This window comes from Kordia sp., from assembly GCF_050633145.1.
Classification (GTDB): domain Bacteria; phylum Bacteroidota; class Bacteroidia; order Flavobacteriales; family Flavobacteriaceae; genus Kordia.
In genome coordinates this window covers 56566-82669 of the sequence record NZ_JBOEFY010000005.1, presented here as the reverse complement: position 1 = coordinate 82669, position 26104 = coordinate 56566, and the positions used below count along the sequence as shown (strand labels likewise).

Below are 26104 nucleotides of genomic sequence, written 5' to 3'. Positions count from 1 at the left end.
TACTAACAACTAGCAACTAATTAAACTGGCTCACCGTACAAATCAAAATCGGCAGCTTCAATAATTTTCACATCTACATATTCACCTTGCTTTACGTAGTGTTTTGCAGCGTCAATTAAAACTTCGTTATCAACATCAGGAGAATCGAACTCGGTACGACCTATAAAATAGTTTCCTTCTTTACGATCAATGATACACTTGAATGTCTGCCCAATTTTCTGTTGATTCAATTCCCAAGAAATTTGCGATTGAATCTCCATAATTTGGTTTGCACGATCTTGCTTCACATCTTCTGGAACATCATCTTCTAAATTGTACGCATGTGTGTTTTCTTCGTGTGAATAGGTAAAACATCCTAAACGTTCGAAACGCATATCTTCAACCCATTTTTTTAAGGTTTGAAAATGTTCTTCAGTTTCTCCAGGATATCCAACAATCAAAGTAGTACGAATGGTCATGTTTGGAACTGCAGCTCTGAATTCTTTTAATAATTTAGTCGTCTTCGCTTGATTGGTTCCACGACGCATTGACTTTAAGATATCGTCTGCAATGTGTTGTAACGGAATGTCTAAGTAGTTACAAATCTTTGGTTCGTTGTTCATTACGTCTAAAACGTCCATTGGGAAACCAGCTGGAAATGCGTAATGCAAACGAATCCATTCAATTCCTTCCACTTTTACTAAAGCTTGAAGCAACTCTGCAAGGTTTCGTTTTTTGTATAAATCTAAACCGTAATAGGTTAAATCTTGTGCGATCAAAATCAATTCTTTCACACCTTTTGCGGCTAATTTTTCACTTTCAATCACCAATTCTTCAATTGGTTTTGATCTGTGTTTTCCTCTCATTAAAGGAATTGCACAAAAAGAACACGGACGATCGCAACCTTCTGCAATTTTAAGATATGCGTAGTTTTTTGGCGTCGTTGTAATTCGCTCACCAATCAATTCATGCTTATAATCAGCACCAAGCGCTTTTAATAATTGCGGCAATTGTGTGGTTCCGAAATATTGATCAACATCTGGAATTTCCGCTTCTAAGTCTGGCTTATAACGTTCGCTCAAGCAACCTGTTACAAAAACTTTATCTACAACACCTTCTTCTTTCTTCTGAACGTAATCTAAAATTGTATTAACACTCTCTTCCTTTGCGTTATTAATGAATCCGCAGGTATTAATTACAACAATATTTCCTTCCTCTTCATGTGCCACTTCTTTCCCGTTGGCTTTCAATTGTCCCATTAAAACTTCAGAATCGTATACATTCTTAGAGCATCCAAGTGTTACAACATTGATCTTGTTTTTCTTTAAAGTCTTTGTTCTCATGCTTTCCTATTAAGCTGCAAAAGTACAATTTTACTTTTTCTCTCAATTGTTTTTTTTATCGTTTTACAACACTCCGTAAGATTAAAATATTTAGTACCTTAGTTTTCATACAAATTTTAAATTTTTTAGCCATATCAAAAAAGTTAGTATTCTAATATTGAGTGTTTTTGTAGTCACAGAAATATTACTCATGTTGATATTCCCAAGAAATATATTTTCTCCAATGAAGTATGAAAAGGCAAGACTGCTTTTTCCTTTTTTAGTTTTATTAGGAATTCCATTAATTTCTATAATATTATCATTTCTAATAAATATTCAACACCTAAAAACAAAACAGCTTCAACCAAAAGTGATGAAATTGTTTAAAACTATTGCGTCTTTTCTATATATCATTATTCTGATTCGAGTTGTGTTTATGAGCTTTTATTATTTTCAGAACTTCTCCATTCGTCCAAGATTTATATTATCTCCCTATTTTTTTGTTCCTATGCTTGTTGTTTCTATCCTTATAGCTAGTGCTTACGCATCAAAGGATGAATAAATTCATTGTTTTACAAAAAAGAATATAATCTCATATTAAACTTTTATAGTCTGTAGGAGTCTTAATATAAAATCTAACGAGATGAACCAGTTTTCGAATATATTCCCACTTATATTTTTATCACTTTTTTTAAATTGTTCTTCGGAAAATGTAGATGAAATTCCTCAAGAAGAAACTCCAGAAACTGTTGATACTTCATTGTATTTCCCTCCTTTAAATTCAACTACTTGGGAGACAAAATCTATTTCAGACGTAAACTGGAATGCAGCTCAATTGCAACCACTTTTAAATTATCTCGAAGAAAAAAACACCAAAAGTTTTATCATTCTTCACAAAGGAAAAATTGTTGTTGAAAATTATTTTGACGACCATACAGAAACCTCTCCTTGGTATTGGGCAAGCGCAGGAAAAACCTTGACAACAGCTATTGCTGGAATTGCGCAAGAAGAAAGCCTCATCAACCTCAACGATAAAGTTTCAGATTATATTGGCACAGGTTGGACAAGTGCATCTTTAGAAAAAGAAAATTTAATTACTTGTAAAAACTTATTGTCTATGACTTCTGGTTTGGATGATAGTTTTGGCGATGGAATTTCTCCAAGTAATTTACAATATGTCGCTGACGCAGGAACGCGTTGGGCATATCACGGTGTATTTTTAAAAATGCAAGATGTGATTGCTTCCGCTAGTAATCAAACTTGGGATGATTATTTTAATACAAAATTGAAAAATCGGATTGGCATGACTGGCGCCTGGATTCAAACAGGAAATACCAATGTATATTGGAGTACTACACGAAGTATGGCACGTTTTGGCTTATTAATCTCAGCAAATGGAGCTTGGGAAAATGCACAAATTATTCCTGAAAACTTTTTGAATGAAGCAACCTCAACTACACAAAGTATCAATGAAGCTTATGGTTATATGTGGTGGATAAATGGAAAATCTTCTTATCATTTACCACAATCACAACTAGAGTTTCCTGGCGAATTAATTCCAAATGCGCCACAAGACATGTATTGTGCATTGGGCAAGAATGATCAAAAAATATACATTGTTCCTAGCAAAGACTTAGTTATTATTAGAATGGGAAATACTGCCGATGACAGTAATTTTGCACTTTCTGACTTTGACAATGTGCTTTGGGAAAAGATTAATCTTCTAATAAACTAAATTCCTACATCTACGCTATTTCAAAATCACGTAGTTCTACGTTTACCTATTTGTGGCTTGTATTTTAAATTGCATACTATCAATTTAAAACATTCTGCTTTCCTCCTACCAAAGCGAATTGTTTTAAAAAATTATAGTATTAATCATTTTTTATAGCCAAATGAAAGGAAACGAAACACTTGCCGGTTACGACATGGTTCTCGCCTTGTCACAAGACACAATCAATTATCAATTTCAAGAACTACATAAACGAAACATCATTCATAAAAAATGGGGTGTTTTGGGCGGAAAAACTGCTGATGAAAAAGACTTCCACATTACAGATCAAGATGCTGGATTTAAACAAAAAGTAAAAGATTGGATTGCCGTTCAAAAAGATATCGAAAAAGCTCGAAAAGACAATGATTGGGCAGAAATTGGCAACTTAATGAACAGAGTGAAGTCAGAAAACTTAAATTTCACTTTTGGTTGGGAAGCTCTCCTACTTGCTCCAGAAGTAAGTTTTATAAAAGACAATACCAAAGAAATACTACTTGAACTCCGTTTTAAAAGCGGAAAGTTATACTACAGGGAAGAAGAAACGAAAGCTGTTTCTACGTTCAATTTAAAAAATGCAATGTATGTGTTTAAAGTGCCTATCGGACAATTAAAAGTAACGAAAGACAATATGACTTTAGATGCAGGTGAAAGTGCAGCAAAAGTAATTCGCGAAAGCGGTTTATCTGATGAAGATTTCACGATTCAAAGTCTATTCTTAAATTTTGAAAACGCCAACATTTCAAGTTTCGACAAATCAAAAAGCGTCTTACCTGATGGTAGTAGTGTCGCATTTCAGAATGCAATTTCCAACTACTTTAATATGACTATTTCTGGAAGTGAGAACCCGTATGTACTAGGTTACGGAATCAATCGCAGAAAGATCAACGCGACCGAAAAAGCAATGTTTCAACCAACTTCTTTAGGCTTTTCTACATCTTATAGTAATAAAAATAAAGAACCTGGGGTTTTTAGTGCGTTTAATTTTTTAATGATGTTAAACGATACCAAACCGCCAACGACTCCAACTGCGGGAATTCTTCCAAAAAGCTTAATTGAACTCGGGAAAGACGTAAGTAGTTCCACAGATGGCGTATTTTCCATACAAAGAGATCATTTTAACGTTTACATAAAATCTTTAGATGATTATGTACAAACTACGTTTACAAATTTAGATGGAGTTACGTTAAAACATGGCTTCACGAATAATGTTATGGTACTTACAAAACATCAAAAGAAAAAAGATGATACCATAGATACTACATTTACCATAACCAAAGAACCTATAAAAAATAATAGTACTAATTCTGGAATTTCTGTACGTTACAAAATTGAAATTCATGTAACAGTAAAAGTGCATGCTTGGTTTGTTGAAGTTGGTAAGAAAACCTTATCTACAAGCGGAAAATACACTAAAGATGAAATTAAGAAAAAAGGTTCAGCTGGTTATTTAGATTTCACTATCAAAGCCAATAAAACAGGGCGTTTTGATTTAGATCATAACCTTACTACGCCCAATGTAGCGTTTGATGAGAATCCTAATTTATTCGGTCATGGTTTCTGGAATGATTTACTCAGTATTCTTACCATATTCGTCTCATGGATAATCCTCACAGTAAAGGCTGTTGTCAATCAAATTGCTGCTGATTTAGGAAAGCAAGGTGCAAGCGGCTCCAGCGCTTTGATTGATAAGCTCAACGATATTGATGTTTTAAATCAAACGAACAAAGTTATTCTTCCACTAGGAAAAGTATATGCCTTTAAAAATTTACGTATAAAAACCGAACAAGACGTTGTAGCGTATGACATTGCGTATGCATCTTCAATTGAAAAATAAAAGCATTATGAAAGTAGATCCAAAATTTCAAATCACAAAAGACGACAACGTAACTGTTGACTTTCAAAGCGAATTAATGAGTAATTATTTTCCAGAATCGGCTATTGAAGCTGGAACAACAATTCGTTCGTTAATGGTAGCGCCAGAACAGCCATTTATTTTTTGCCTTACGGCAGAAGGAAAATTACAAGGTATTTTACGTACAGAAGGTTCCGCTTCTGGATGGACACAATTGTTACTATCTGAAGGAAAAGTAACTTCATTCGAATTGGAGTATAATACTGACGAAGACTATTTTCAATTGGCAAAAGTTGAAGATAATAAAGTATGGGTTTCAGATGAAATTCCACTCGATTCTACACAATTCACAACACTAGACAAAAGTCTTTCTTGGTCTTCTATGGAAGCTGTACATACTTCCGAAATCATTAATAAAGTTTCCATTGGTGCTGAAAAAGTAGTTTTTTCAACGACAACAAAAGGTGAAGATGCTAAGTATTATGTAGCCGATTTGGACGAATTAGAACCAAAGCCATCTACACTTTTTGAAAACGGAATGAAAGTTATTCAGTTTGAACTCGGAAATTTTCAATACAACGATGGTATTTTTATGTTGTATGATATTGGAAAAGAACGCTCGTTTGTTTTTCAATCATTTCCAGACGAACGTTATGGTAAAACATCGAAAGCGCGTTTTAATGCAGAAAAATCTATCAACTGTTTTGCGCTGGTAGAATCGGATGATACAAATGACATTGTATACAGTGCTGGAAAAAACATTCACCAATATATTTCTGGTATTGAAAATGATGAAGTTGATGTGATAAAAATGCCTGGAACTTTTGATGCCATCACAAAAATACGCGCTGCTCGAAACGGAGATAATCACAGTGTTTGGTCGCTCAACGAAAAAGGATTACACTATCAAACCAATCAGTTTTTCGATCAAGGATCGCAAAGTTTTTTGTCTGATAAATGGACAAATCCTATCGTAATGGCAAAAGATGCAGAACAATTTTGTTGTGCAAAAGGCAAAGGAATTCGCAATCAGCTATTTTCAATAAGCACAAAATATGGAAGCGAATTGACTCGATTGTGGCAAGATGAAACCACTACATTGTGGAATAAAAATACGCTTACAATCAAAGGAATTGATAGTTTGAAAGAAGTAGAATCGTATTCTGCTCATATTCGATTCAACAGTAAAGCCACCAAAACATTTCAAGGTTTACAGGTAAAACTCAGTGCCGAAAGCAATCTTTTTGTCTATGTAAATAGTCAAAGTTATCATATAGGTCCTAATCATGAAGTGAGTATTCCGCTGGATGTCTCCGCAGAATTGACCGTAATTTGTCCTGTAAGAGATATTGCTTCTTGCCGAATTTTCCTGAATGCAAATTTCCTTAAAAAAACAGTCGCGATCAATTTAGCGCAACAAGTGTTGGAAGATTTAGGTGAAAAAATAACTTCTGGTTCAGCCTTAGCAGGCGCACGAAAACAAAATGGTGATCTTTTAGTAGCCAAAGGAACAGATGCTGATACACTAAATAGTGCCGCCGCTGGAATTCAAGACATGTTATCGGCTGCAAAAACGATGGAAACAGATGCGCCTTTGCAACGAACTTCATTTGCTATTGGCAACGTTGCTGCTCCAAACGTACAAATGCGACCTACAACAATGGCTGCTAGTATATCGGCACATCATGGTTTGACTTTGGGTGACTTTTTACATGCGGTTTGGGATGGTGCAAAGCAAGCTGCCGAATTTATAGTTGAAAAGATAAAAGACGGTGTAAAATTCGTGATTAAAATTGGCGAACAGGTATTCAATTGGATTGCCAAAACACTTCGGGAAATTGGAAGTTTTATTCAGAAAATATTTGATGCAATTAAAGTTTTCTTTAAAGATTTGTTTGAGTTTTTAGCATTTCTATTTGATTGGGATGCGATTGTGGAAACGAAAGAAGCATTTAAAGATTTTACCAATGAAGCAATTCTGAGCTTGAAAGGTGAAATTAAAAACATCAAGAAATTTGTAGATGATACTTTAGAGAAAGAGATTGAAAAGTTTTCTCCTGATTTGGTAGATATTCCCGATTCACTTGATAAAATTGACCCTTCTGATTCTTCCGAAGAAAATACAGCCGATCCTCGGTCAAATTGGTTAAACTCTAAGAAAGGCTACTTAAATGACAGTTCGCAAAAACCATTAAAAGAACGAATACCCACAGAATTTTCTAGTGTTTTAGAAGAATTCTTTACAGAAGTAAAAAACATTTTAGTCAAAGCAGGCGAAGGTATCGGAAAAAAAGTAGAAACTATTGTTGCCAGTTTTAAACGAATGATTACTGGCGAAATTACATTTTTAGATTTCCTAAAGTTATTATTGAATGATCTTGCGGGATTAGGTCTCTTTTTGGTAAAACAACTTATGGATTTAATTTTTACCGCGCTTACTACTTTGGTAGATGTTGCCCTAGTTGGACTGAACAAGGAATGGGAAATTCCTTTAATTACACCACTTTACAAATCAATTACAAAAAGTGATGCATTGACATTTTTAGATGTGATGTGTTTATTTGTTGCAATTCCAACCACAATTCTCTATAAAATTGGCGAAGGAAAAGCTCCTTTTGGCGAAGGAAAAACAAAAGAGGATTTTGTAAAAAGAGGGCAAACTATTTTTCAACTAAACTTAAACTAAACGATCATGTCAAAAAAAGAAGATACACCACAAGGGAATGAAATTACAGTTGATGACGTTGATAAAATATTCGCTATTAGCGGCATTGCATTATCTGGTTTAGCACTTTTGTTTTATCCCGCAGAAGAAATTGCAGATAGTTCTGAAACTGACTTAGGATTTGTAGGTACAGTTGCCAAAGTCGTTTCTGGGCTTGGATTAATTGGTACACTTTGGTCTATTGGTTTGTTGTACACAAGAGAAGTTGACATTCCGCCTGCGTTAAAATGGGTTTTAGTTCCATTACTAGTCTTAGATGTTTTTCTAGTACTACTATTGCTTGGAATGTTAGCATTGAATACAGCTAGTGTTGGAAAAGTAGGAAGTTTTGCTTTAAAGTTTATAAAACCAGTGATTTGTACTTTAGGAGCCGTTGGATTAATTGTTGGAATGGCAGTAATGCCAAAGAAACTATTAAAAATGTCCTTTATTGGAATGGCAATTCACTATTTACCAGCAGCTTTAGGATACGCGCCAATTAATAAGCAACCTTTTTATGTGTTGGTCGTTTTTGTACGTACTGGCGGATTGATTGCTGCCTTAGCAGGAGACATTATTGATGTTGCTGTAGATGATAAAAACTCTGGGGAACAACCGCAGTTAGAAGCATAAATTTTTAAACATAAAAAAAGCACACCGGACATTGAGCGAAGTCGAAATGCAGTGTGCTTTTTTTAATATTTTATATTTTAATTGTGATAGATGGTTTCTTTATAATCTCCATCATATCGAAAATGCACTTCTCCTGTATGACCGCAACTTGTCGTAAAATGCATTTTCCAAGTTCCTCCTCTGTACAATTCTTTACGCGTGATTTTGTATCCACTATCACAGAGTTTATTTAATCTTGCTTTTGTTTTCTTAATAGCTATTTCTTTTCCTTTTCTAGTTTTGTACTCACGCACATCTGAACTGTGACCAGGATTTTGCGCACTCATTGATACACTAAAAAATAAAGTAACTAAAAGTCCTAAGAAAATTGGTTTTGCTTTCATAATGATATTATTTTATGGTTAATGCTGTAGTGATTACCAATTAGCATGCCAAAAACACATCTTCTCTTTTTTTAATAAACTTATAATCAACAAAATACAACAACACTTAAATAGAATGATTTTACCTCTAACACTAGATCAAGTCTCAGTAAAACGTGTTTTTAAGTTATGAGAACCAAAACTAGATTACTATTTTGTTTCTTTGTGTAGAAATTATTTTTAGTTCATAAAGAAACTTGAAATATATTTGAAACAAAATGATCACATAAAGATTTTTGGAATTAGCGGACTTGGCGCTGACCAACGTATTTTTGATTATTTACATCTTGATCATGAAATTATTACACTCGATTGGATTGAACCAAAATCCAAAGAAACCATTGCATCGTATGCACAACGATTGATCGATCATTACCAAATAGATAAAGAAACCAATATTGTTATTTTAGGCGTAAGTTTTGGTGGAATGATTGCTTCTGAAATGCATTCACTTTTAGACGCTAAAAAAACATTTGTCATTTCTTCTGCAACGCAAACAAAAGAACTTCCGTGGTTATTTTCAATAGCAGGAAAACTAAATCTTATTCGTTGGATTCCGAAAAAATTATTGAAACCAAATGTTAGAATTGCTGCATATTTATTTGGCACGAAAAGGAAAAAACTTCTCAAAGCAATTATTGATGATACAGAGGTAAATTTTTTAAAATGGGGAATCTACGCAATTACTACTTGGAAGAAACCTGAAAGCAATTCTGAAATTATTACGATTCACGGTACTAAAGACAAGGTAGTTCCTGCAAAGGGGCAAAAAACACATCTAATTAAAAATGGTAAACATTTTATGATTGTTGATATGGCTGATGATGTGAGTAGGATAATTAACGAAGAGCTTCAAAAGACATTCTAACTGCGTATTAAAAAACGTAGATAACTTGACCGCAACAGTACACTGAGCGGAGTCGAAGCGTACTGTTGTGGAATGTCAAATTATTATTGATAGTTTTTAGGCGCTTTACGCTTTTTAGAAGCTTGCTCATACACATAAGCATATCCTAACAACTCTTTTTCTGTAAATGGTTTTCCTATAAGAGTTAATCCTTTTGGTTCGCCTTTTTCAGTATATCCCATCGGAACAGTTAATGCAGGATATTCAGCTACTGCTGCATAGGCTGCATGATAGTTGTTGATTGATAATATACCATCTAAGTTGTGTTTTTTCATCGGAGTGTCTAAAAAAGTTTTTCCATTTTCATGCAATACCTTTTTCATTTCTGAGAATTCTTCCGCAGTAGCATTATCATTTACAATTCCGTAGAATAATTTTTGCCCATAAGGCATCGTATTTACAGAATCTTTTTTGTTGAAATCGATCACATCTTGAACCGATTTGAATGAAAGTCCTTTACTTCCATGATTTTGAAAATAATCAGGCAAGTCTTTTTGCATGTCTAAATTCAACAGATTGATAAATTTTGGCAACGGCACATTTTCTTCTTCAATTTCTATAATTGTTGCACCTTGCTGTTTTAATACTTCAATTGCTTCTGCATACAAAGCATCTTCTAACAAGCTTTTTATTGCTCCAAAACGTTTTCCTTTTAGCGAAACATTTCCATGTTTTATGTCTGTATAAAAATGTTTTCCATAATATTTAAGTGCTTGACTTTTTGAATCTGTGTTATCATATCCGTACAAAGCTGCAAGCAAAATTGCGTTGTCAATTACATTTTTTGTCATCGGTCCTGGCGTATCTAGCGTACTTGAAATTGGCACAATCCCTGAACGACTTAGTAAACCAATCGTTGGTTTGAGTCCAACTACAGAGTTTTGACTTGCTGGAGATAGTATAGAACCTGCTGTTTCTGTTCCGACAGCTGCTACCGCAAAGTTTGCTGCAACAGAAACGCCGCTTCCTGAACTCGATCCGCCAGTATCAAATATTTTTCTTCCATAAGGGTTTAAAGTTTGCCCACCAATAGCACTATAACCACTTGGGCAATCGCCACAGAAAAAGTACGCCCATTCACTTAAATTTGCTTTTCCGAGAATGATAGCACCTTCGTCTTTTAATCGTTTCGTAATGAAAGCATCATTTGTGTTATTATTTTTTAGCGCAACTGCTCCTGCCGTTGTTGGCATGTTTTGAGTGTTGATGTTATCTTTTAATAAAATTGGCATTCCAAAAATAAGTGGTTTTAGTCTTTTATTAAAAAAATCGCGATCGCGTTGTTTTGCTTCTGCAATTACATTCGGATTGATACTAATTACAGAATTCAACGACAAATTATTATCACGATCGTATTTTTTTATTCTATATAAATAAAATTTAACTAATTTCTCATAAGTAAACACTCCTTGTACACGACTTTGATGCAATTCTAAGATGTTTTTTTCAAGAATATATGGTTTTAATCGCTCATATTCTGCCTCCGTAAAATCTTCCATCTGTTTAGACACCGCATTCCAAACATCCTGATTTTCAATATTTTTCGAATCTAACACTTTAAAATCTCTAAATTCTTTCTTGCTTATATCAGAAATATCACTCTCGTTTTGCACTTTTTTTTGTGTGTGACAAGCTATAGATGAAAATAGAACGGCTAATAATATAATTTTCTTCATTTTGATGCGTTATTTAAGGATATAAAGATACGATCTTAAAGTTTAACTGTTTGGAATTCTTGTTTTTTTAGCTTCTAAATGTCATACTCTTTATTGTTTTTATATATTTGTCATATTCGAAAAAAAAAATTTATGAAAAAAGTAGTTTTGCTTCTACTGATTGGATTTGTCTTTTCATGCTCAGATGATGTTCAAATTCCAGAGATAATACAACCTTGCCAACCTGTTGCTGCTTCTTTTGCTTCAGATATTACCAATAATTCTGCCAGACTTAATTGGTGTGGTAGCGTCAATGACGCAGGAGAATGTTTACCTGTAACTGGAGTTACATGGACAGCTTCTTGGGGAACTCCAGGATTTGATCCGGATGCAGGAACTATTATCGATACACCTACAACGAGTATTAACATTACAGGATTATCTTCACAAACTACGTATGAGTTTTACGTGAAGTCTGATTGTGATTTAACAAATAACGAATGGTTTGGACCAGTACAGTTTCGTACGTCATGTCCTGCACCAACAAATTTAGGTGCTACCAATATTACACAAACTGGTGCTACATTAACTTGGATGCCTGGTGGAAGTGAAATTTCTTGGGAAATTAAATATGGCTTAGTAGGATTTAATTTAGAAGAAGCTGATTTGTTTGGTACTGGTAATAGTACAGAACATATTATAAATAATTTACAACCAAATAGCGAGTATGAATTTTATGTAAGAGCAAATTGTAACGCTATTACTGATGGAGATCAAATTGGAAGTTCTAGTGCATTTTCTGGACCTTATAGATTTGCAACTTGTTTGCCTCCTATTAATTTAATTTTTGATACTGTAACTCAAAATTCAATTACTGTAGATTGGGACTCGAATGCTCAAACTACTTGGGAAGTAAGTTATGGTGAAGCCGCTGGCTTTACTCCAGATACTGGAACAATTACAACAGTAAACAATTCTAACTTTACAGCGAACGGATTGTGTCCAAACACAACATATACATTTGCTGTACGAACAATATGCAGTTCTACAACACAGAGTTCTTGGTTTAGCTTTGGAAGTGTAACTACTCCAACATTAGGATATACAGGAATGTATACGTATCAAGAAATTGGGAATACTGATGAAGCTATTTTCGGTGATCCTGCAACTGTAGAGATTGTAACTGTTTCTGATACTGAAAGAAGTATTACTGTAAAGTATTTAGCTAACTTAGATATGACAGGAACACAGCCTACAATGACATTCAACTTTACATTGAATTGCGACGGTACGGTAACTGTTACTGACGATCAAGATACAAACTTTAACTGTGGTGGTGCCAATGTCTTATTAGGACAAGGAACAGCAACTCCAACGTCATACAATATGGTAGATGATACTACAATTGATATTCGATTCGTAGAAGATACTGGAAGTGCGATGTGTACTAACGCTCCATTAACAGAAGTTGTTATTCGCCTGACGAAGTTATAATTCAGAAGAAAAAGATTTATATAAAAAAAGCTGCATATTTGAAATATGCAGCTTTTTTGTTTGTATAAATTGCTTGAGCAATTGTGTATTATATGTTTTTCCATTCTGAGCTTGACTCAGAATCAATCTCTTAAAATGCTTTCTTATTGTTATTTGAAGTTGAATCAAGTTCAATTTGAGCGATGTAGATACAATTCTGAAAAAGAAAATAAAGCCAGCTAATGAAATACTGTAGATCTGTCATTGTATCAACAAATAACAAATCAGCACAGAATAAAAGTCAAAAGTGCGTTAGCACGTTCTAACAATCTAAAAGCATGGCAAGTCTAAAAGCGTAGCGCGTCTAACCTACTTTTTAAAGAACGAATCAACGAATTCGTATTTGTTGAATACTTGTAAGTCTTCGATACCTTCTCCTACTCCAATATATTTTACTGGAATTTGAAATTGATCAGAAATTCCAATCACAACACCACCTTTTGCAGTTCCATCAAGTTTAGTTACAGCCAATGTAGTTACTTCTGTAGCCGCAGTAAATTGTTTTGCTTGCTCAAATGCATTTTGACCTGTAGAACCATCTAAAACCAATAAAACATCGTGTGGAGCGTCTCCTATCACTTTTTGCATTACTTTTTTGACTTTCGTCAATTCTTTCATCAAGTTTACCTTGTTATGTAATCGTCCTGCTGTATCAATGATAATAACATCCGCATCTTGTGCTACACCAGATTTTAGTGTATCAAATGCAACAGAAGCTGGGTCACTTCCCATGTTTTGTTTTACAAGAGGAACATCTACTCTATCTGCCCAAACTTGCAATTGATCAATTGCGGCAGCTCTAAATGTATCTGCAGCTCCTAGAACTACTTTTAGTCCTTGTTTATTGAATTGATATGCTAATTTTCCTATTGTAGTTGTTTTTCCAACACCATTTACACCAACCACCATTAATACATAAGGCTTTTTGTCTGCTGGAATCGTGTATTCGGTTTCTTCTCCAGAATTGGTTTCTGACAATAGTCCTGCTATTTCTTCTCGAAGAATTTTATTTAGTTCGTCGGTTCCTAAGTATTTATCTTTTGAAACTCTTGCTTCAATACGGTCAATAATTTTCAAAGTAGTATCAACACCAACATCACTGCTGACTAATACTTCTTCTAAGTTATCCAAAACTTCATCATCTACTTTGCTTTTTCCAGCAACAGCTTTGGTCAACTTAGAAAGGAAACTTGATTTAGATTTTTCTAAACCTTTATCGAGCGTTTCTTTTTTTTCTGATGAAAATATTCTTTTAAAAAAACTCATAATTTGTGGTACTATTTTTAATTCTACATACAATTTAACTAATTGTATGAAACGCAAAACAAGATACTTAAAATTCGTGTATGTTTTGCATTGTGTTTATATACCTATTCATTTGTCAATTATCTTGCCTAATTCACAAACCTGTTAAACTGTCATACTGAGAGAGAGTTGTTGAGGTATAAAAACAAAAAGCTACTCTCTTTCGAAAGTAGCTTTTATAATCGTATAGAATGCTATACTTATTTTTTTAGCCAATCGTTTACCTTATCTGGAGACATGATTGACTCAACAAATGTGTAAGCTCCTGTTTTAGGAGATTTTACCATTTTGATAGCTTTTGTTAGCCTTTTTGATCCTGTTTGTAAGGATGCTACTGATTTCTTTGCCATGACTTATTATTTTATTTCTTTGTGAACAGTCATTCTCTTTAAGATTGGATTAAATTTTTTAATCTCTAATCTGTCTGGAGTATTCTTTTTATTTTTTGTAGTGATATAACGAGAAGTTCCTGGTTGTCCAGAAGCTTTATGCTCTGTACACTCTAGTATCACTTGAACTCTATTTCCTTTCTTCGCCATTGCTATTGGTATTTACTTTTATGACTGAATTACTTGATAAAACCTTTCGCTCTTGCTTCTTTAAGCACAGCTGAGATTCCTTTTTTATTAATTGTTTTTAATGCTGAAGTAGAAACTTTTAGAGTTACCCACTTATCTTCTTCAGGAATGTAAAAGCGCTTTTTTGTAAGATTCGCATTAAATTTGCGTTTTGTCTTATTCATTGCATGGGAAACATTATTCCCTACCATAGCTTTCTTACCTGTTAATTCACAAATTCTTGACATCTGTACTAAACTTTTAAGTTATTCAAAAACGAGGTGCAAATTTACGTTTTTTTATTTTTTCAGCAAACATTTACTGACTGTTTTTTAAAATTTCTTCAAGTAACATTTGAAAAGCCTTGGCAACAGCCTTGTTTACTACCTTTTCTCTTGGTTGCCCAAAGTTAAATTCTTGCGAAATAGTTCCGCTTGGCGTAGCTATTCCAATAAAAACAGTTCCAACTTCAACATCTGAGTTCCCTTTTGTTGGTCCTGCATTTCCTGTTGTAGCAATTGCATAATTTGTATGATATACATCTGTTGCACCTTTTGCCATGGCTTCTACCACTTCTGCACTAACCACAGAATGTGCATCAATTAATTCTTTAGGAACTCCTAATATGTCTATTTTCGATTGTACTGCGTATGTAACAGCACTTCCGTTGAAAAAGGCAGAAACACCTGATTCTTTTGTTATTTGTGCAGCAATACGTCCGCCAGTACAACTTTCGGCCGCAGCCAACGTATGCCCTTTAGCTACTAAAAGTTCGCCAATTTGCGTTACTATACTACTTTCTCCTTCTATTCCTTTAATAATATCTCCTATAATTGGATAGAGCTTTTCCGCATGTGCATCAACCGCATTGGTAATTTCCTCTTTGTTAGTTCCTTTTGCCGTGAGACGCAAACGCACTTTCCCAGTATTGGGCAAATATGCTAGTTTGATGAATTCTGGAAGATTGCTTTCCCAGTCTTCAATTTTCATCGCAATGCTACTTTCTCCCATTCCATAGGTAAGAATGGTTTTGTGATATATGTAGGGACGTTCAAATTCTTCTTGAAGCTTCGGAATGATATAATTACTCATGAGTCCACGCATTTCATATGGAACGCCTGGCATTGAAACAAATACTGTGTTTTCTTTTTCTAACCACATTCCTGGCGCAGTACCAAAATCGTTGTTTAAAACTTGTGCTTTTGAAGGCACCAAGGCTTGTAAACGATTCATCTCTGATATTGGTGAAGTGCTAATATATTTAGCAAATAGTTCTTCGATATGCGCTAATACATTTTTATTCTGAATCAATTCATCATCAAAGTATTCACATAAAGTATGTTTGGTAATATCATCTTTTGTAGGACCTAATCCACCAGTAATTAAAACAACATCTGCTTTTTGTTTAGCTGCTTCTAGAGCTTCTAAAATATGTGTCTTGTCATCTTGGATAGATGTGATTTGATGTACAGAAATTCCAATTTCATTAAGTGCTTTGGAGATAAATACAGAATTGGTATCTACTATTTGTCCAATAAGAATTTCGTCACCAATTGTGATTATTTCTGCAATCATATCTTATTGTAAATTGAATTCTTTCTTGAGTTCTTCAATGTTTTCATTAATCTTACTTTGTACATCATCAAAAGCAATAACAATATCTTCTATGTTTGTTTTGGCTTTTGACCAACCTAATATTTTAAGATTTATTTCGAAAGATTCTTGCATGCCCAACAACTCTAAGTTAGGCTTTATTTTATGACTTACTTGGTATACACCTTCGTAGTTACCTGACTTTACTTCTTGTTGAAATGTAACAAGATCCGCAGGAATTTCTTCAATAAAAGCAACTACGACTGCCTCTATAAAGTCTTTATCGCCATCAGAGATCGCGTTTATTTGTTCTAAATTGTAACCCATTTTTATTTTACTAGTATTGAAAACAATTGTTGTCCTTCCAAAAATCCTGTCAGTCGTTCGTCAGCGTTAACCTTTGCAACTCCTGCAGGTGTACCTGTAAATATGATATCTCCTATTTTTAAGGTAAAGTATTGTGAAACATACGCAATTAGCTCATCAATTTTCCAAAGCATTTGTTTGGTATTTCCTTGCTGAACAATTTCATTGTCTTTTTCAAGTTTAAAGTTAAGATCATTAATATTCTCAAATTGATCTTTTGAAATCCATTTTCCAACCACTGCCGAACCGTCAAACGCTTTTGCTTTTTCCCAAGGCAAACCTTTGGCTTTTAGTTTTGATTGCAAGTCGCGAGCAGTAAAATCAATCCCTACACTGATTTCGTTGTAATATTTATGCGCAAATTTCTGATCAATATATTTTCCTAATTTATTAATTTTTACCAGAATTTCAACTTCATGGTGAATTTCTTTTGAAAAATCAGGAATAAAGAACGGTTGTTTTTTTAACAGAATTGATGTATCTGACTTCATGAAAATAACTGGATCAGTCGGTTTTTCATTTTCAAGTTCTGCAATATGTTCTGTATAATTTCTTCCGATGCAAATAATTTTCATCTGCTTGCTAGTTAGTTATTTAATCTATTGAAATAGAATAGTCGTACAACTTGTATTAAAATTTCGTGTTGAGTTTTCTAAGTTTAATTGCAGTCAACACTTTCTTCGTATATAACGGAAAGTTTGCATTAAGAATCCAACCAAAATAACCTGGTTCATCATCTAATACTTTTTCTACTTTTTTTCCTTTATGCTTTCCAAAAGAGAAAATTTCCTCATCATCTTTATCAAAAATGATAAATCCGGCAAAGTCTGCTGTTTTTTTACGTGTGGTAAATTCGCTTAGCTTCTTCATATCGTTTTCCAACTCATCATAACGATCTAATTGCGATTTCAATACTTCATATGTAGCTTTTGTATCTGCTTCTGCACCGTGTGCACCTTCCAATTCTTTTCCACAATAAAATTTATATGCGGCAGATAGCGTACGTTTTTCCATTTTATGAAAAATGGTTTGCACATCGACCGATACTTTATTTTTCATATCAAAATCAATATCTGCACGTAATAACTCTTCTGCAAGTAATGGAATATCAAAGCGATCAGAATTGTAACCTGCCAAATCGCTATCCTTAATCATGTTGTAAATATCTTTAGAAAGCTGTTTAAATGTTGGTTCATTCGCCACTCTTTCGTCTGTAATTCCATGAATTTCAGATGTGTGAGCTGGAATTGGCATTTCTGGATTTACCAACCAGGTTTTGCTTTCTTTATTCCCATTAGGATACACTTTTAGTATAGAGATTTCTACAATTCTATCTTTAGCTACTTCTATACCAGTGGTTTCTAAATCGAAGAAACAAATCGGATTTTTTAGTTTTAATTCCATTATTTTATTTAAAGCAGTAAATTTACCATTATTACAGAGCAAATAAAATTATTTTGTGGTATAATAATTGATTTTAATGTATTATTAACAATAACAGGAATGCAAGCATGTGGAAGTCTATTTTAGCAACTCTTTTTTTATGTTTTTGTTGGATTTTTTCAGCGAACGCGCAAACAGAAGCTATTGAAATTGTAGAAGTTAAAGGTAAAAAGAAGATTCAATTTTATGCCATTAATCATACAAATATCGAAAAAGAAGTTTTTTTTAAGATTGATGGAAAAGGTTTTCGAAAAAGTAGTTATCGACCAGTTATTAAAAAAGTTCCTGCACAGAAAAAAGTATTGCTTACTACACTGATTCCTCTGAGAAACGTAACTCCAGAATATACTTATTTTTCTTCCTTTGATGATAAACTGCAAGAATTAAATGTAAATACTACAGTGAAAAGCTGGAAAGCACTCGATCATCTAATTGATAAAGGAGAAACGATTATTTTTACGAAAGAAGAATGCACTAAGTGCGAAAAATTATTGGGCATGCTAAAAGCAAATCGCATTCCGCACAAAGCGTTTAATATTTCTGAAAATGATAGATATAGAGAGTTTTTTTGGAATACTGTTTCAAAAATGAAACGCAAAGATGTTGTTATTTCTTCCATTCCTATCGCAATTGTTAAAGGAGAACTACATGAAGGATTGAATTTAATTTCTTTTATTGAGATGCTTAAAAAATAGATATTAGATCGCTATGCTGTTAGATGTTAGATCGCGCTTCGCGCTGTTAGAACGCTTCACTTCGGCTCCACTCAGTGTGAACGCTGTTAGATTTTTAACTTATCATTGAATATATTATTTTGTGTTTATTATGAATCCTGAATTTGAAAAAATAAAATCATATATAACAAATGTCATTCAGATGGATGACAACACCTTCAATTCAGCATTGGATTATTTTGTAGTTGAGGATATAAAAAAAGGCGATTATGTATTGCGAGAAGGACAGATTTGTAATCGCATAACATATATAAGTTCTGGTCTTTTTAGAACATTTCATCTTAAAAATGGAAATGAAATAAATACTTGCTTTTGTATGGAAAATTCAATTACCTCATCACAAGAAAGCTTTGTAAATCAAATAGTTTCAAAGGAATACATACAAGCCATTGAAGATGCTACAATTGTTTCTTTATCTTATGAAAATTTGATGAAGTTATATCAGTTCAATCAAAAATGGGAATCACTTAGCAGAGTATTATCCGAAAAAGAATGTGCTCGTTTATCCGAAAGAATTGATGCGTTGAGTTTTGAAACTGCTAAAGAAAAATACCTTCATTTACTTAAAAATCAACCAAAAATTATTCAACGCGTCTCCATTCAACACATTGCTTCTTATATTGGTGTTTCTAGAGAAACATTGAGTCGAATTAGGTCGAAAATCTCCTAACACCAATTGTTGTTTGAATTTACTATAAAAGAAAATGATAAATGGTATAAGCATACGATTGTGACATATATCAATTGATCCTATTTTTTATTCGCAGATTTTTGTTCAAATTTAAACAACTCAGCGAATGGATATTTTATATTACTTAAGCACATTATGCTTACTACTCTTCATGTTTTTAGCAACTTACGATGGATTTTATTTACATATATGGAAGTATGAACTATTTAAAAGGGAAGACAGTGTTTTTGAACACAAAACACATACTGCAAGAGCAATCCTTTTTCCTTTAATAGTTTGGTTTTTGTTTCTTAATACTGACAAAATAAGTTTCTGGATTTCAATTGCACTTATTGGTATTGATTTTATCGTTTTAGGAATAGACGCATATTCTGAAAAGGATAGTAGAAAGTCTATTGGAGGTTTACCAAAATGGGAATATATTTTACACCTTTTTGCAAATAGCTTTCATTTTGCAGCCATTTTTTTACTACTTGCTACAAAAGTAGAAATTACAGAAACTGGAATTGTCATTACTGAACTCGTTACTAATTCATCTGCACAGCAATTAATGGAACTGATATCAATTAATATGATTCCTGGCGCTATTGTTTTAGGTGTTGTTCATCTTATTTTATTATTTCCCAAAGGAATACAAATTTGGAGTAACATTGTTTTGAGGGTAAAACGTTTGGCTTTTCGTTAATTTGTTGATTTTAAAACACTTTAACATTTGAAGTTCAATTTTATAACCTAAAATTCTCCAACGCCAGTTCGAGTGTTTTTCAATAGAAAAATGTATCGAGAATAGTTTTGAAACTTCTGAATAACCTTGAAAAACCAAGTACTTCTCAATACAACGAATCAGAGATTCGCCACTCGAAGTGACGTTCAGTTTTTTTATTTTGTCAATGCGTTTCTTTGTTAAGAATTGTAAAATTGGCTTTAAATACTTCTAAAACTTACCACAAATTCACGAATGTTTTTTGTCATGTTATTTCATCGTACTTATTGTAACGAATTGTTTCGTTTCATAGTTAACTAGTATGCGATATTTAATATCCAATATATCGTTTGAAACTTCTCAATACTCAATACTAACATCTCACAACTATTAACTAAATACTAAAACAAAAAAAGAGTTTTCTTTCGAAAACTCTTTTGTATATGATTGAATAAATATTTCTTAAATATCTCTATCGCTGTCCCAAGCTTCTAAGTAATCAGCAACTTGTTTTACAAATTGTCCTCCAAGCGCACCGTTTACAACTCTGTGGTCGTATGAGTGTGATAAGAACATTTTGTAACGGATTCCGATGAAATCACCTTCTGGTGTTTCAATAACCGCAGGAACTTTACGAATTGCTCCTAAAGCTAAGATTCCAACTTGTGGCTGATTGATAATTGGAGTTCCCATGATACTTCCAAATGTACCAACATTCGTTACTGTATACGTTCCTCCTTGAATATCGTCTGGCTTCAATTTGTTGTTTCTAGCTCTTCCTGCTAAATCATTAACCGCTTTTGCCATGCCAACTAAGTTCAACTGATCTGCATTTTTGATCACAGGAACAATTAAGTTTCCATCTGGTAATGCAGCTGCCATTCCTAAGTTGATATTTTTCTTTTTGATGATATTATCGCCATCAACAGCAATATTCATCATTGGGAAATCTTTCAATGCTTTTGCAACAGCTTCCATGAATATTGGTGTGAATGTTAGTTTTTCACCTTCACGTTTTTCAAAAGCAGTTTTTACTTTTTTACGCCAGTTCCAAATTTTTGTCACATCAACCTCCACAAAACTTTGCACGTGTGCCGATGTTTGTACCGAAGCTACCATGTGATGTGCGATGAGTTTCCCCATACGTGTCATTGCAATGATTTCGTCGCTTCCATTTACAGAAACTGGTGTTGCTGGTGTCGATTTTGGAGCTGCTACCGTTTTTGCTGCTGCAGTTACAGCTGCTTTTGGTGCTTCCTTTTTTTGAGGTTGTGCTTGCACTGTTCCTCTGTTCTTTATATATGCAAGAATATCATTCTTCGTTACTCTTCCGTCTTTTCCTGTTCCTGCAATTGCATCCAATTCAGCAACAGAGATTCCTTCTTCTTTTGCAATGTTTTTAACTAAAGGCGAATAGAATTTTTCAGTGTTTGAAAAATCATTGCTTACTGTTTCTTTCGCTGCCGTTACAGTTTCTTCAACTGCCGCTACTGCTACAGGTGCTTCTTCTACTTTAGTTGCTGGCGCTGGTGTTGCATCTACACTTCCTTCTCCTTCTGTTTCTATAATAGCTAGTGTTTGACCAACTTTTACGACATCATCTACATTGAATAAGATTTCAACTAAAACACCATCAACTTCACTTGGTAATTCAGAATCTACCTTGTCTGTTGCGATTTCTAACACTGCTTCGTCGGCTTCAATAGTGTCACCAACTTCTTTGAGCCATGATATAATTGTTGCTTCTGCAACACTCTCTCCCATTTGTGGAAGTTTTAGTTCAAATTTTGCCATATCCTTAATCTAAAGATGTTATTTTATTTTATTTTGCGAAAATACTAAATAATATCGTTTTTTATTGAATTATTTTCAATTTACTTCAACAAGTTCAGCAAGCTTGCTTTAACTTTCTCAAACACCATTCTTTTGCTTACTCAGCAACCTAACTTCTCCTCTATTTTTAGAGGAATCGCTACCGACGATAAAAGTACTGTTTTTTGGTAATATTTTGTAATATCCAAGCTGTTTTTCAAAGATTAGAATGATGTCTTTCATAGCTACAAAATGATTATCCAAAATGATTTCAGTATTGTTTTTCTCTTCTATCTGACGAAAAAAATGATCTAAGTTTTCAACTTGTACACAATTTTTATCACTATAAATAGCTTGTATTTGCTTGAAACGTTCCGCCGAATCACTCACAATTATATATTTATGAACCTCTTTTTGTGTTTTTTGTTCTGATGATGATATTAACGGAATCAATCTCGCGCCAAGCGTAACTGCCACATCATACACAAAATTTCTTTTAAAATGTTTTTTATAGAATAGCTGCATGGCGCCATAAAAACGTTTTGCATAGGTTTTGTCTTTTAGCGTGCTTTCTCCTTTATAGTGAATGACCGAAGTTTTACCATAATAGTAGTTTTGAAAACCTGCTTTTTTGATTTTATAAGACAGATCGATGTCTTCTCCGTACATGAAATAGTCTTCGTCAAATCCGGAAACGGCATCGTATACTTCTTTTTTCATCAGCATAAACGCGCCAACAAGAATGTCTATTTTACCAATTTCATTTTCATGAACGTCTGAATAGTACCCTGAGTTTTTATTTCCTATAATTTTCTTTACAGATACCATTGGCGTTGGAATGTTTCGTTTGCTTTCTGGCAGAAACGTTCCGCTTCCATCGATCAATTTACACCCAATACTTCCTATGTTCTCTGTTTTTTCTGCGAATTCTAGTAGTTGCGTAAATGTATCTTCTGCAACAATTGTATCTGGATTTAAGATACATACGTATTCTCCTTTGGCAATTTTCACTGCTTGATTGTTCGCTTTGGCAAACCCTACGTTTTCTGTATTTGCAATGAGTTGAATTTCTGGAAAGATGTTTCGCATCATGTCACAACTATCGTCAGGCGAATTGTTATCCACCACAATAATTTCCGAGTCAAGCGTTGTTATCGCAGCTTGTACACTTCTGATGCAGGCTTCCAAAAAGTAGCGTACATTGTAGTTGAGAATGATAACGGAGAGTTTCATCTATTTATAATTAAGAGCTTTTCAGAGAGTTTTCAAACGGAACTCTGTTGATGATGCTTCTTCCTAGAGTCACCTCATCTGCATATTCTAATTCGTCACCCACCGAAATTCCACGTGCAATAGTAGATGTTTTTATTTCGTATTTCTCTATTTGCTTATAGATGTAGAAGTTCGTTGTATCGCCTTCCATCGTTGAACTTAGTGCAAAAATAATTTCCTTTACTTTTCCTGCTTGCACTTTTTCTACCAAACTCCCAATGGTTAAATTGTGCGGACCAATTCCGTCTAAGGGAGAAATTTTTCCACCCAAAACATGATATAAGCCTTTGTATTGCGCTGTACTTTCAATTGCCATGACATCACGAATGTCTTCTACAACACAGATAATTTCTTGCTGGCGATTGCCATTTTTACAGATATCACAGATTTCTACATCTGAAATATTATGACAACTTTTACAATGTTTAATTTCTGTACGCAAGTCTTGCAAAGCTGTTGCCAAATGCAAGGTCTGACTTTCTGGCTGGCGTAATAAATGTAATACCAACCGCAATGCCGTACGTTTTCCGATTCCTGGCAATTGCGAAATTTCGTTAACAGCGTTTTCTAAGAGTTTTGAGGAGAATTCCATTTGGCAAATTTACACTTTTTTGAACTTGAAATCGAAATTGAATTTGAATTCTTGCATCTTCTAATATCATCACGTCATCTCGAAATTGAAATTGAATTCGAAACTGAGATTTCACAAAGCTTATAAACTGTAGAATTTTCTAGTTGTTCTCAACTGTGCTCAAACTGACATTCTGAAACTTTCAATCAAAAATCATAAATAATTCGTTTATGAATTAGAAGTTTGTATTTTGCAATACAGAAAAATTACATAGATGCAGCCAATTCACATTTTACTACTGATTGCCGGATATTTTGGCGTTTTAATTTTAATCTCTTATTTCACAGGAAAAGACGACAGCAACGAAACGTTTTTTAAAGCGTCTCGAAAATCACCTTGGTATGTGGTAGCTTTTGGAATGATTGGCGCTTCACTTTCGGGTGTTACGTTTATTTCTGTACCAGGTTGGGTTGAAGCTTCAAATTTTAGCTATATGCAAGTTGTATTTGGCTATTTGGTCGGTTATTTTATTATTGCCTATGTATTGATGCCTATTTATTATCGCTTAAATGTGACGTCGATTTATCAGTATTTGGAAGATCGTTTTGGCGTGGTGAGCTATAAAACAGGTGCTTTTTTCTTTTTGATTTCTAGAATTCTTGGTGCTTCTTTTAGATTGTATTTAGTTGCGATTGTCTTACAACGTTATGTGTTTGATGCATACGAAATTCATTTTGCCGTTACAGTTACACTTTCCGTTATATTGATTTGGCTATACACATTTCGTGGTGGAATTAAAACGATTGTATGGACAGACACACTACAAACACTGTTTATGCTTGTTGCCGTTGGAGTAGCTATTTATCTAATTTTAGGTGATTTGGATCTAAGTTTTGGCGAATTTTTCAATTCAGACACACTAAAAGAATACAGTCAAATATGGTTTACCGACGATGTCATGGCAAAGAATTATTTTGTAAAATCTTTCCTTGGCGGATTGTTTATTGCAGTGTGTATGACAGGACTCGATCAAGATATGATGCAAAAGAATTTAACCTGTAAAAGTTTGGGCGATGCGCAAAAAAACATGGTTTCTTTTAGTGTTGTTTTGATCGTTGTAAACTTTGTCTTTTTACTTTTAGGAGCTTTGATTTATATGTACGCAGCTAAACACAGTATTGATGTTCCTTTGATGAATGAAAAACCAAAAACTGATTTATTGTTTCCAGAAGTTGCGCTCAAAGGCGGATTGGGACTTTCGTTAGCAATTGTCTTTTTGTTAGGATTGATTGCCGCAGCATATTCTAGCGCCGATTCTGCTTTGACTTCATTGACCACTTCGTTTTCTGTTGATTTTTTAGGCATTGAAAAGAAACCTGAACATACACAAAAACGAACACGTCAATTTGTACATGTTGGAATGTCTGTTGTATTGATTGTTGTGGTAATTATTTTTAAATTATTAAATAACGATAATGTAATTAATAGCATTCTAGTAATTGCTGGCTACACATACGGACCATTATTAGGTTTGTTTGCCTTTGGAATTTTCACCAAATACAAAGTAATTGACAAACACGTTTGGATTGTCACTTTAGTTTCTATCTGCTTAACGTATGTATTGGCTAATTTTGGAACATACTATGTTTACTTCACCGAAGATGTTACCAATCTAGTGGAAGCTACAAAACTATCGAGTAAAATGTATTATCAGTTTGGGTACGAATTATTACCAATTAACGGATTGCTAACTTTTATTGGTTTAATATGTATTCGACGCCAACATGACTAAGGTGCATGCAACTTCGCATTTTATATCTTTTTCATGTAATGTTGTACAAAATTCTGAATTTTCTGTGCCTGGATTAAAAATTACACGTTTAGGTTGTAACGAAAGTATATAGTCATAATATTCAGGCTGTACAGTAGGATTCAAATACAAGGTAACTGTATGAATGTCTTTGTATTGTACTAATTCGGTATCGATGGTAACGCCATTAATTTCTCCTTCTTTTAGTCCAAAAGCTACAACTTCATGTCCCTTTGCAACTAATTTATTTACGGCTTTATGAGAAAAGCGATGCGACTTCATAGAAGCGCCCAACACTAATGTTTTCAATAGATTACGATATTTAGGTTTACGATTTGGATATTGCTCACTGGTAATGAGGCTACAAATTTAGTGATTTTTGATGTGTAACGACCTTATTTGTTAAAATATGTTAAAAGTTGTTAAAGCTCGTAACACAATAGGAATTACTTCGTCAAGTATGCAT

General features: G+C 33.8%; 25 protein-coding genes. 10 read left to right on the top strand and 15 right to left on the bottom strand.

Annotated features, from left to right (window positions below; all coding sequences use genetic code 11):
- Window positions 1-20: 20 nt before the first annotated feature.
- Entirely contained in the window at window positions 21-1322 is a 1302-nt protein-coding gene (rimO, locus tag ACRBBL_RS04210) for a 30S ribosomal protein S12 methylthiotransferase RimO (RefSeq protein WP_431367767.1), read from the bottom strand.
- A 622-nt stretch (window positions 1323-1944) separates the two neighbouring features.
- Between rimO and ACRBBL_RS04205 the strand changes: the two genes are divergently transcribed.
- From ACRBBL_RS04205 to ACRBBL_RS04190, 4 genes are all read left to right on the top strand, one after another.
- A complete protein-coding gene (locus tag ACRBBL_RS04205; RefSeq protein ID WP_431367766.1) occupies window positions 1945-3036 on the top strand; it encodes a serine hydrolase domain-containing protein in 1092 nt (363 codons plus the stop codon).
- Window positions 3037-3196: 160 nt separating this feature from the next.
- Window positions 3197-4909: a hypothetical protein gene (locus ACRBBL_RS04200; protein ID WP_431367765.1), complete on the top strand. Its 1713-nt coding sequence runs from the start codon at window positions 3197-3199 to the stop codon at window positions 4907-4909.
- Window positions 4910-4916: 7 nt separating this feature from the next.
- The gene (locus tag ACRBBL_RS04195; protein WP_431367764.1) at window positions 4917-7613 is read left to right on the top strand and encodes a hypothetical protein; all 2697 of its coding nucleotides are present in this window, start codon (window positions 4917-4919) and stop codon (window positions 7611-7613) included.
- A gap of 6 nt (window positions 7614-7619) precedes the next feature.
- Window positions 7620-8264 (top strand): hypothetical protein, encoded by a 645-nt coding sequence (locus tag ACRBBL_RS04190; RefSeq protein WP_431367763.1) that lies wholly within the window; start codon window positions 7620-7622, stop codon window positions 8262-8264.
- Between the two features lie 77 nt (window positions 8265-8341).
- Here the strand turns inward: ACRBBL_RS04190 and ACRBBL_RS04185 are convergent, their stop codons facing one another.
- On the bottom strand, window positions 8342-8647 hold the full coding sequence (locus tag ACRBBL_RS04185) for a hypothetical protein (protein WP_431367762.1): 306 nt from the start codon (window positions 8645-8647) through the stop codon (window positions 8342-8344).
- Window positions 8648-8894: 247 nt separating this feature from the next.
- Between ACRBBL_RS04185 and ACRBBL_RS04180 the strand changes: the two genes are divergently transcribed.
- Window positions 8895-9554: an alpha/beta fold hydrolase gene (locus tag ACRBBL_RS04180; protein ID WP_431367761.1), complete on the top strand. Its 660-nt coding sequence runs from the start codon at window positions 8895-8897 to the stop codon at window positions 9552-9554.
- 83 nt (window positions 9555-9637) lie between these two features.
- On the opposite strand, the gene ACRBBL_RS04175 is transcribed toward ACRBBL_RS04180, so the two are convergent.
- Entirely contained in the window at window positions 9638-11269 is a 1632-nt protein-coding gene (locus tag ACRBBL_RS04175) for an amidase family protein (RefSeq protein WP_431367760.1), read from the bottom strand.
- Between the two features lie 132 nt (window positions 11270-11401).
- Here ACRBBL_RS04175 and ACRBBL_RS04170 point away from each other — a divergent pair, with 132 nt between their 5' ends.
- Window positions 11402-12742 carry a fibronectin type III domain-containing protein gene (locus ACRBBL_RS04170; RefSeq protein ID WP_431367759.1) on the top strand — a complete coding sequence of 447 codons (1341 nt, stop codon included), beginning with the start codon at window positions 11402-11404 and terminating at the stop codon, window positions 12740-12742.
- A 348-nt stretch (window positions 12743-13090) separates the two neighbouring features.
- On the opposite strand, the gene ftsY is transcribed toward ACRBBL_RS04170, so the two are convergent.
- The 8 genes from ftsY to ACRBBL_RS04130 all read right to left on the bottom strand — a co-directional run bounded on the left by ftsY (window position 13091) and on the right by ACRBBL_RS04130 (window position 18006).
- Window positions 13091-14047 carry a signal recognition particle-docking protein FtsY gene (gene ftsY / locus ACRBBL_RS04165; protein WP_431367758.1) on the bottom strand — a complete coding sequence of 319 codons (957 nt, stop codon included), beginning with the start codon at window positions 14045-14047 and terminating at the stop codon, window positions 13091-13093.
- 239 nt (window positions 14048-14286) lie between these two features.
- A complete protein-coding gene (locus ACRBBL_RS04160) occupies window positions 14287-14436 on the bottom strand; it encodes a DUF4295 domain-containing protein (protein ID WP_007094743.1) in 150 nt (49 codons plus the stop codon).
- 6 nt (window positions 14437-14442) lie between these two features.
- Entirely contained in the window at window positions 14443-14625 is a 183-nt protein-coding gene (gene rpmG / locus ACRBBL_RS04155) for a 50S ribosomal protein L33 (protein WP_007094744.1), read from the bottom strand.
- A 29-nt stretch (window positions 14626-14654) separates the two neighbouring features.
- Entirely contained in the window at window positions 14655-14891 is a 237-nt protein-coding gene (gene rpmB, locus ACRBBL_RS04150) for a 50S ribosomal protein L28 (RefSeq protein WP_007094745.1), read from the bottom strand.
- Window positions 14892-14961: 70 nt separating this feature from the next.
- A complete protein-coding gene (locus ACRBBL_RS04145) occupies window positions 14962-16218 on the bottom strand; it encodes a competence/damage-inducible protein A (RefSeq protein ID WP_431367757.1) in 1257 nt (418 codons plus the stop codon).
- 3 nt (window positions 16219-16221) lie between these two features.
- The gene (locus ACRBBL_RS04140; RefSeq protein ID WP_431367756.1) at window positions 16222-16563 is read right to left on the bottom strand and encodes an Hpt domain-containing protein; all 342 of its coding nucleotides are present in this window, start codon (window positions 16561-16563) and stop codon (window positions 16222-16224) included.
- A 2-nt stretch (window positions 16564-16565) separates the two neighbouring features.
- On the bottom strand, window positions 16566-17177 hold the full coding sequence (locus tag ACRBBL_RS04135) for a fumarylacetoacetate hydrolase family protein (RefSeq protein WP_431367755.1): 612 nt from the start codon (window positions 17175-17177) through the stop codon (window positions 16566-16568).
- A 55-nt stretch (window positions 17178-17232) separates the two neighbouring features.
- Entirely contained in the window at window positions 17233-18006 is a 774-nt protein-coding gene (locus ACRBBL_RS04130; RefSeq protein WP_431367754.1) for an exonuclease domain-containing protein, read from the bottom strand.
- 107 nt (window positions 18007-18113) lie between these two features.
- Here ACRBBL_RS04130 and ACRBBL_RS04125 point away from each other — a divergent pair, with 107 nt between their 5' ends.
- From ACRBBL_RS04125 to ACRBBL_RS04115, 3 genes are all read left to right on the top strand, one after another.
- Entirely contained in the window at window positions 18114-18740 is a 627-nt protein-coding gene (locus tag ACRBBL_RS04125; protein ID WP_431367753.1) for a hypothetical protein, read from the top strand.
- A 181-nt stretch (window positions 18741-18921) separates the two neighbouring features.
- Window positions 18922-19449 carry a Crp/Fnr family transcriptional regulator gene (locus ACRBBL_RS04120; RefSeq protein ID WP_431367752.1) on the top strand — a complete coding sequence of 176 codons (528 nt, stop codon included), beginning with the start codon at window positions 18922-18924 and terminating at the stop codon, window positions 19447-19449.
- Between the two features lie 127 nt (window positions 19450-19576).
- Window positions 19577-20155 carry a hypothetical protein gene (locus tag ACRBBL_RS04115; RefSeq protein WP_431367751.1) on the top strand — a complete coding sequence of 193 codons (579 nt, stop codon included), beginning with the start codon at window positions 19577-19579 and terminating at the stop codon, window positions 20153-20155.
- A 480-nt stretch (window positions 20156-20635) separates the two neighbouring features.
- Here the strand turns inward: ACRBBL_RS04115 and ACRBBL_RS04110 are convergent, their stop codons facing one another.
- The 3 genes from ACRBBL_RS04110 to recR all read right to left on the bottom strand — a co-directional run bounded on the left by ACRBBL_RS04110 (window position 20636) and on the right by recR (window position 23849).
- Window positions 20636-21967: a dihydrolipoamide acetyltransferase family protein gene (locus tag ACRBBL_RS04110; RefSeq protein ID WP_431367750.1), complete on the bottom strand. Its 1332-nt coding sequence runs from the start codon at window positions 21965-21967 to the stop codon at window positions 20636-20638.
- A 117-nt stretch (window positions 21968-22084) separates the two neighbouring features.
- Window positions 22085-23218: a glycosyltransferase family 2 protein gene (locus ACRBBL_RS04105; protein ID WP_431367749.1), complete on the bottom strand. Its 1134-nt coding sequence runs from the start codon at window positions 23216-23218 to the stop codon at window positions 22085-22087.
- A gap of 10 nt (window positions 23219-23228) precedes the next feature.
- On the bottom strand, window positions 23229-23849 hold the full coding sequence (gene recR, locus ACRBBL_RS04100) for a recombination mediator RecR (protein WP_431367748.1): 621 nt from the start codon (window positions 23847-23849) through the stop codon (window positions 23229-23231).
- Window positions 23850-24102: 253 nt separating this feature from the next.
- Between recR and ACRBBL_RS04095 the strand changes: the two genes are divergently transcribed.
- Window positions 24103-25620 carry a sodium:solute symporter gene (locus ACRBBL_RS04095; RefSeq protein ID WP_431367747.1) on the top strand — a complete coding sequence of 506 codons (1518 nt, stop codon included), beginning with the start codon at window positions 24103-24105 and terminating at the stop codon, window positions 25618-25620.
- Here the strand turns inward: ACRBBL_RS04095 and ACRBBL_RS04090 are convergent.
- Window positions 25591-25947, bottom strand: a complete 357-nt coding sequence (locus ACRBBL_RS04090) for a CoA-binding protein (RefSeq protein ID WP_431367746.1) — start codon at window positions 25945-25947, stop codon at window positions 25591-25593. The genes ACRBBL_RS04095 and ACRBBL_RS04090 overlap by 30 nt on opposite strands.
- Window positions 25948-26104: the final 157 nt, after the last annotated feature.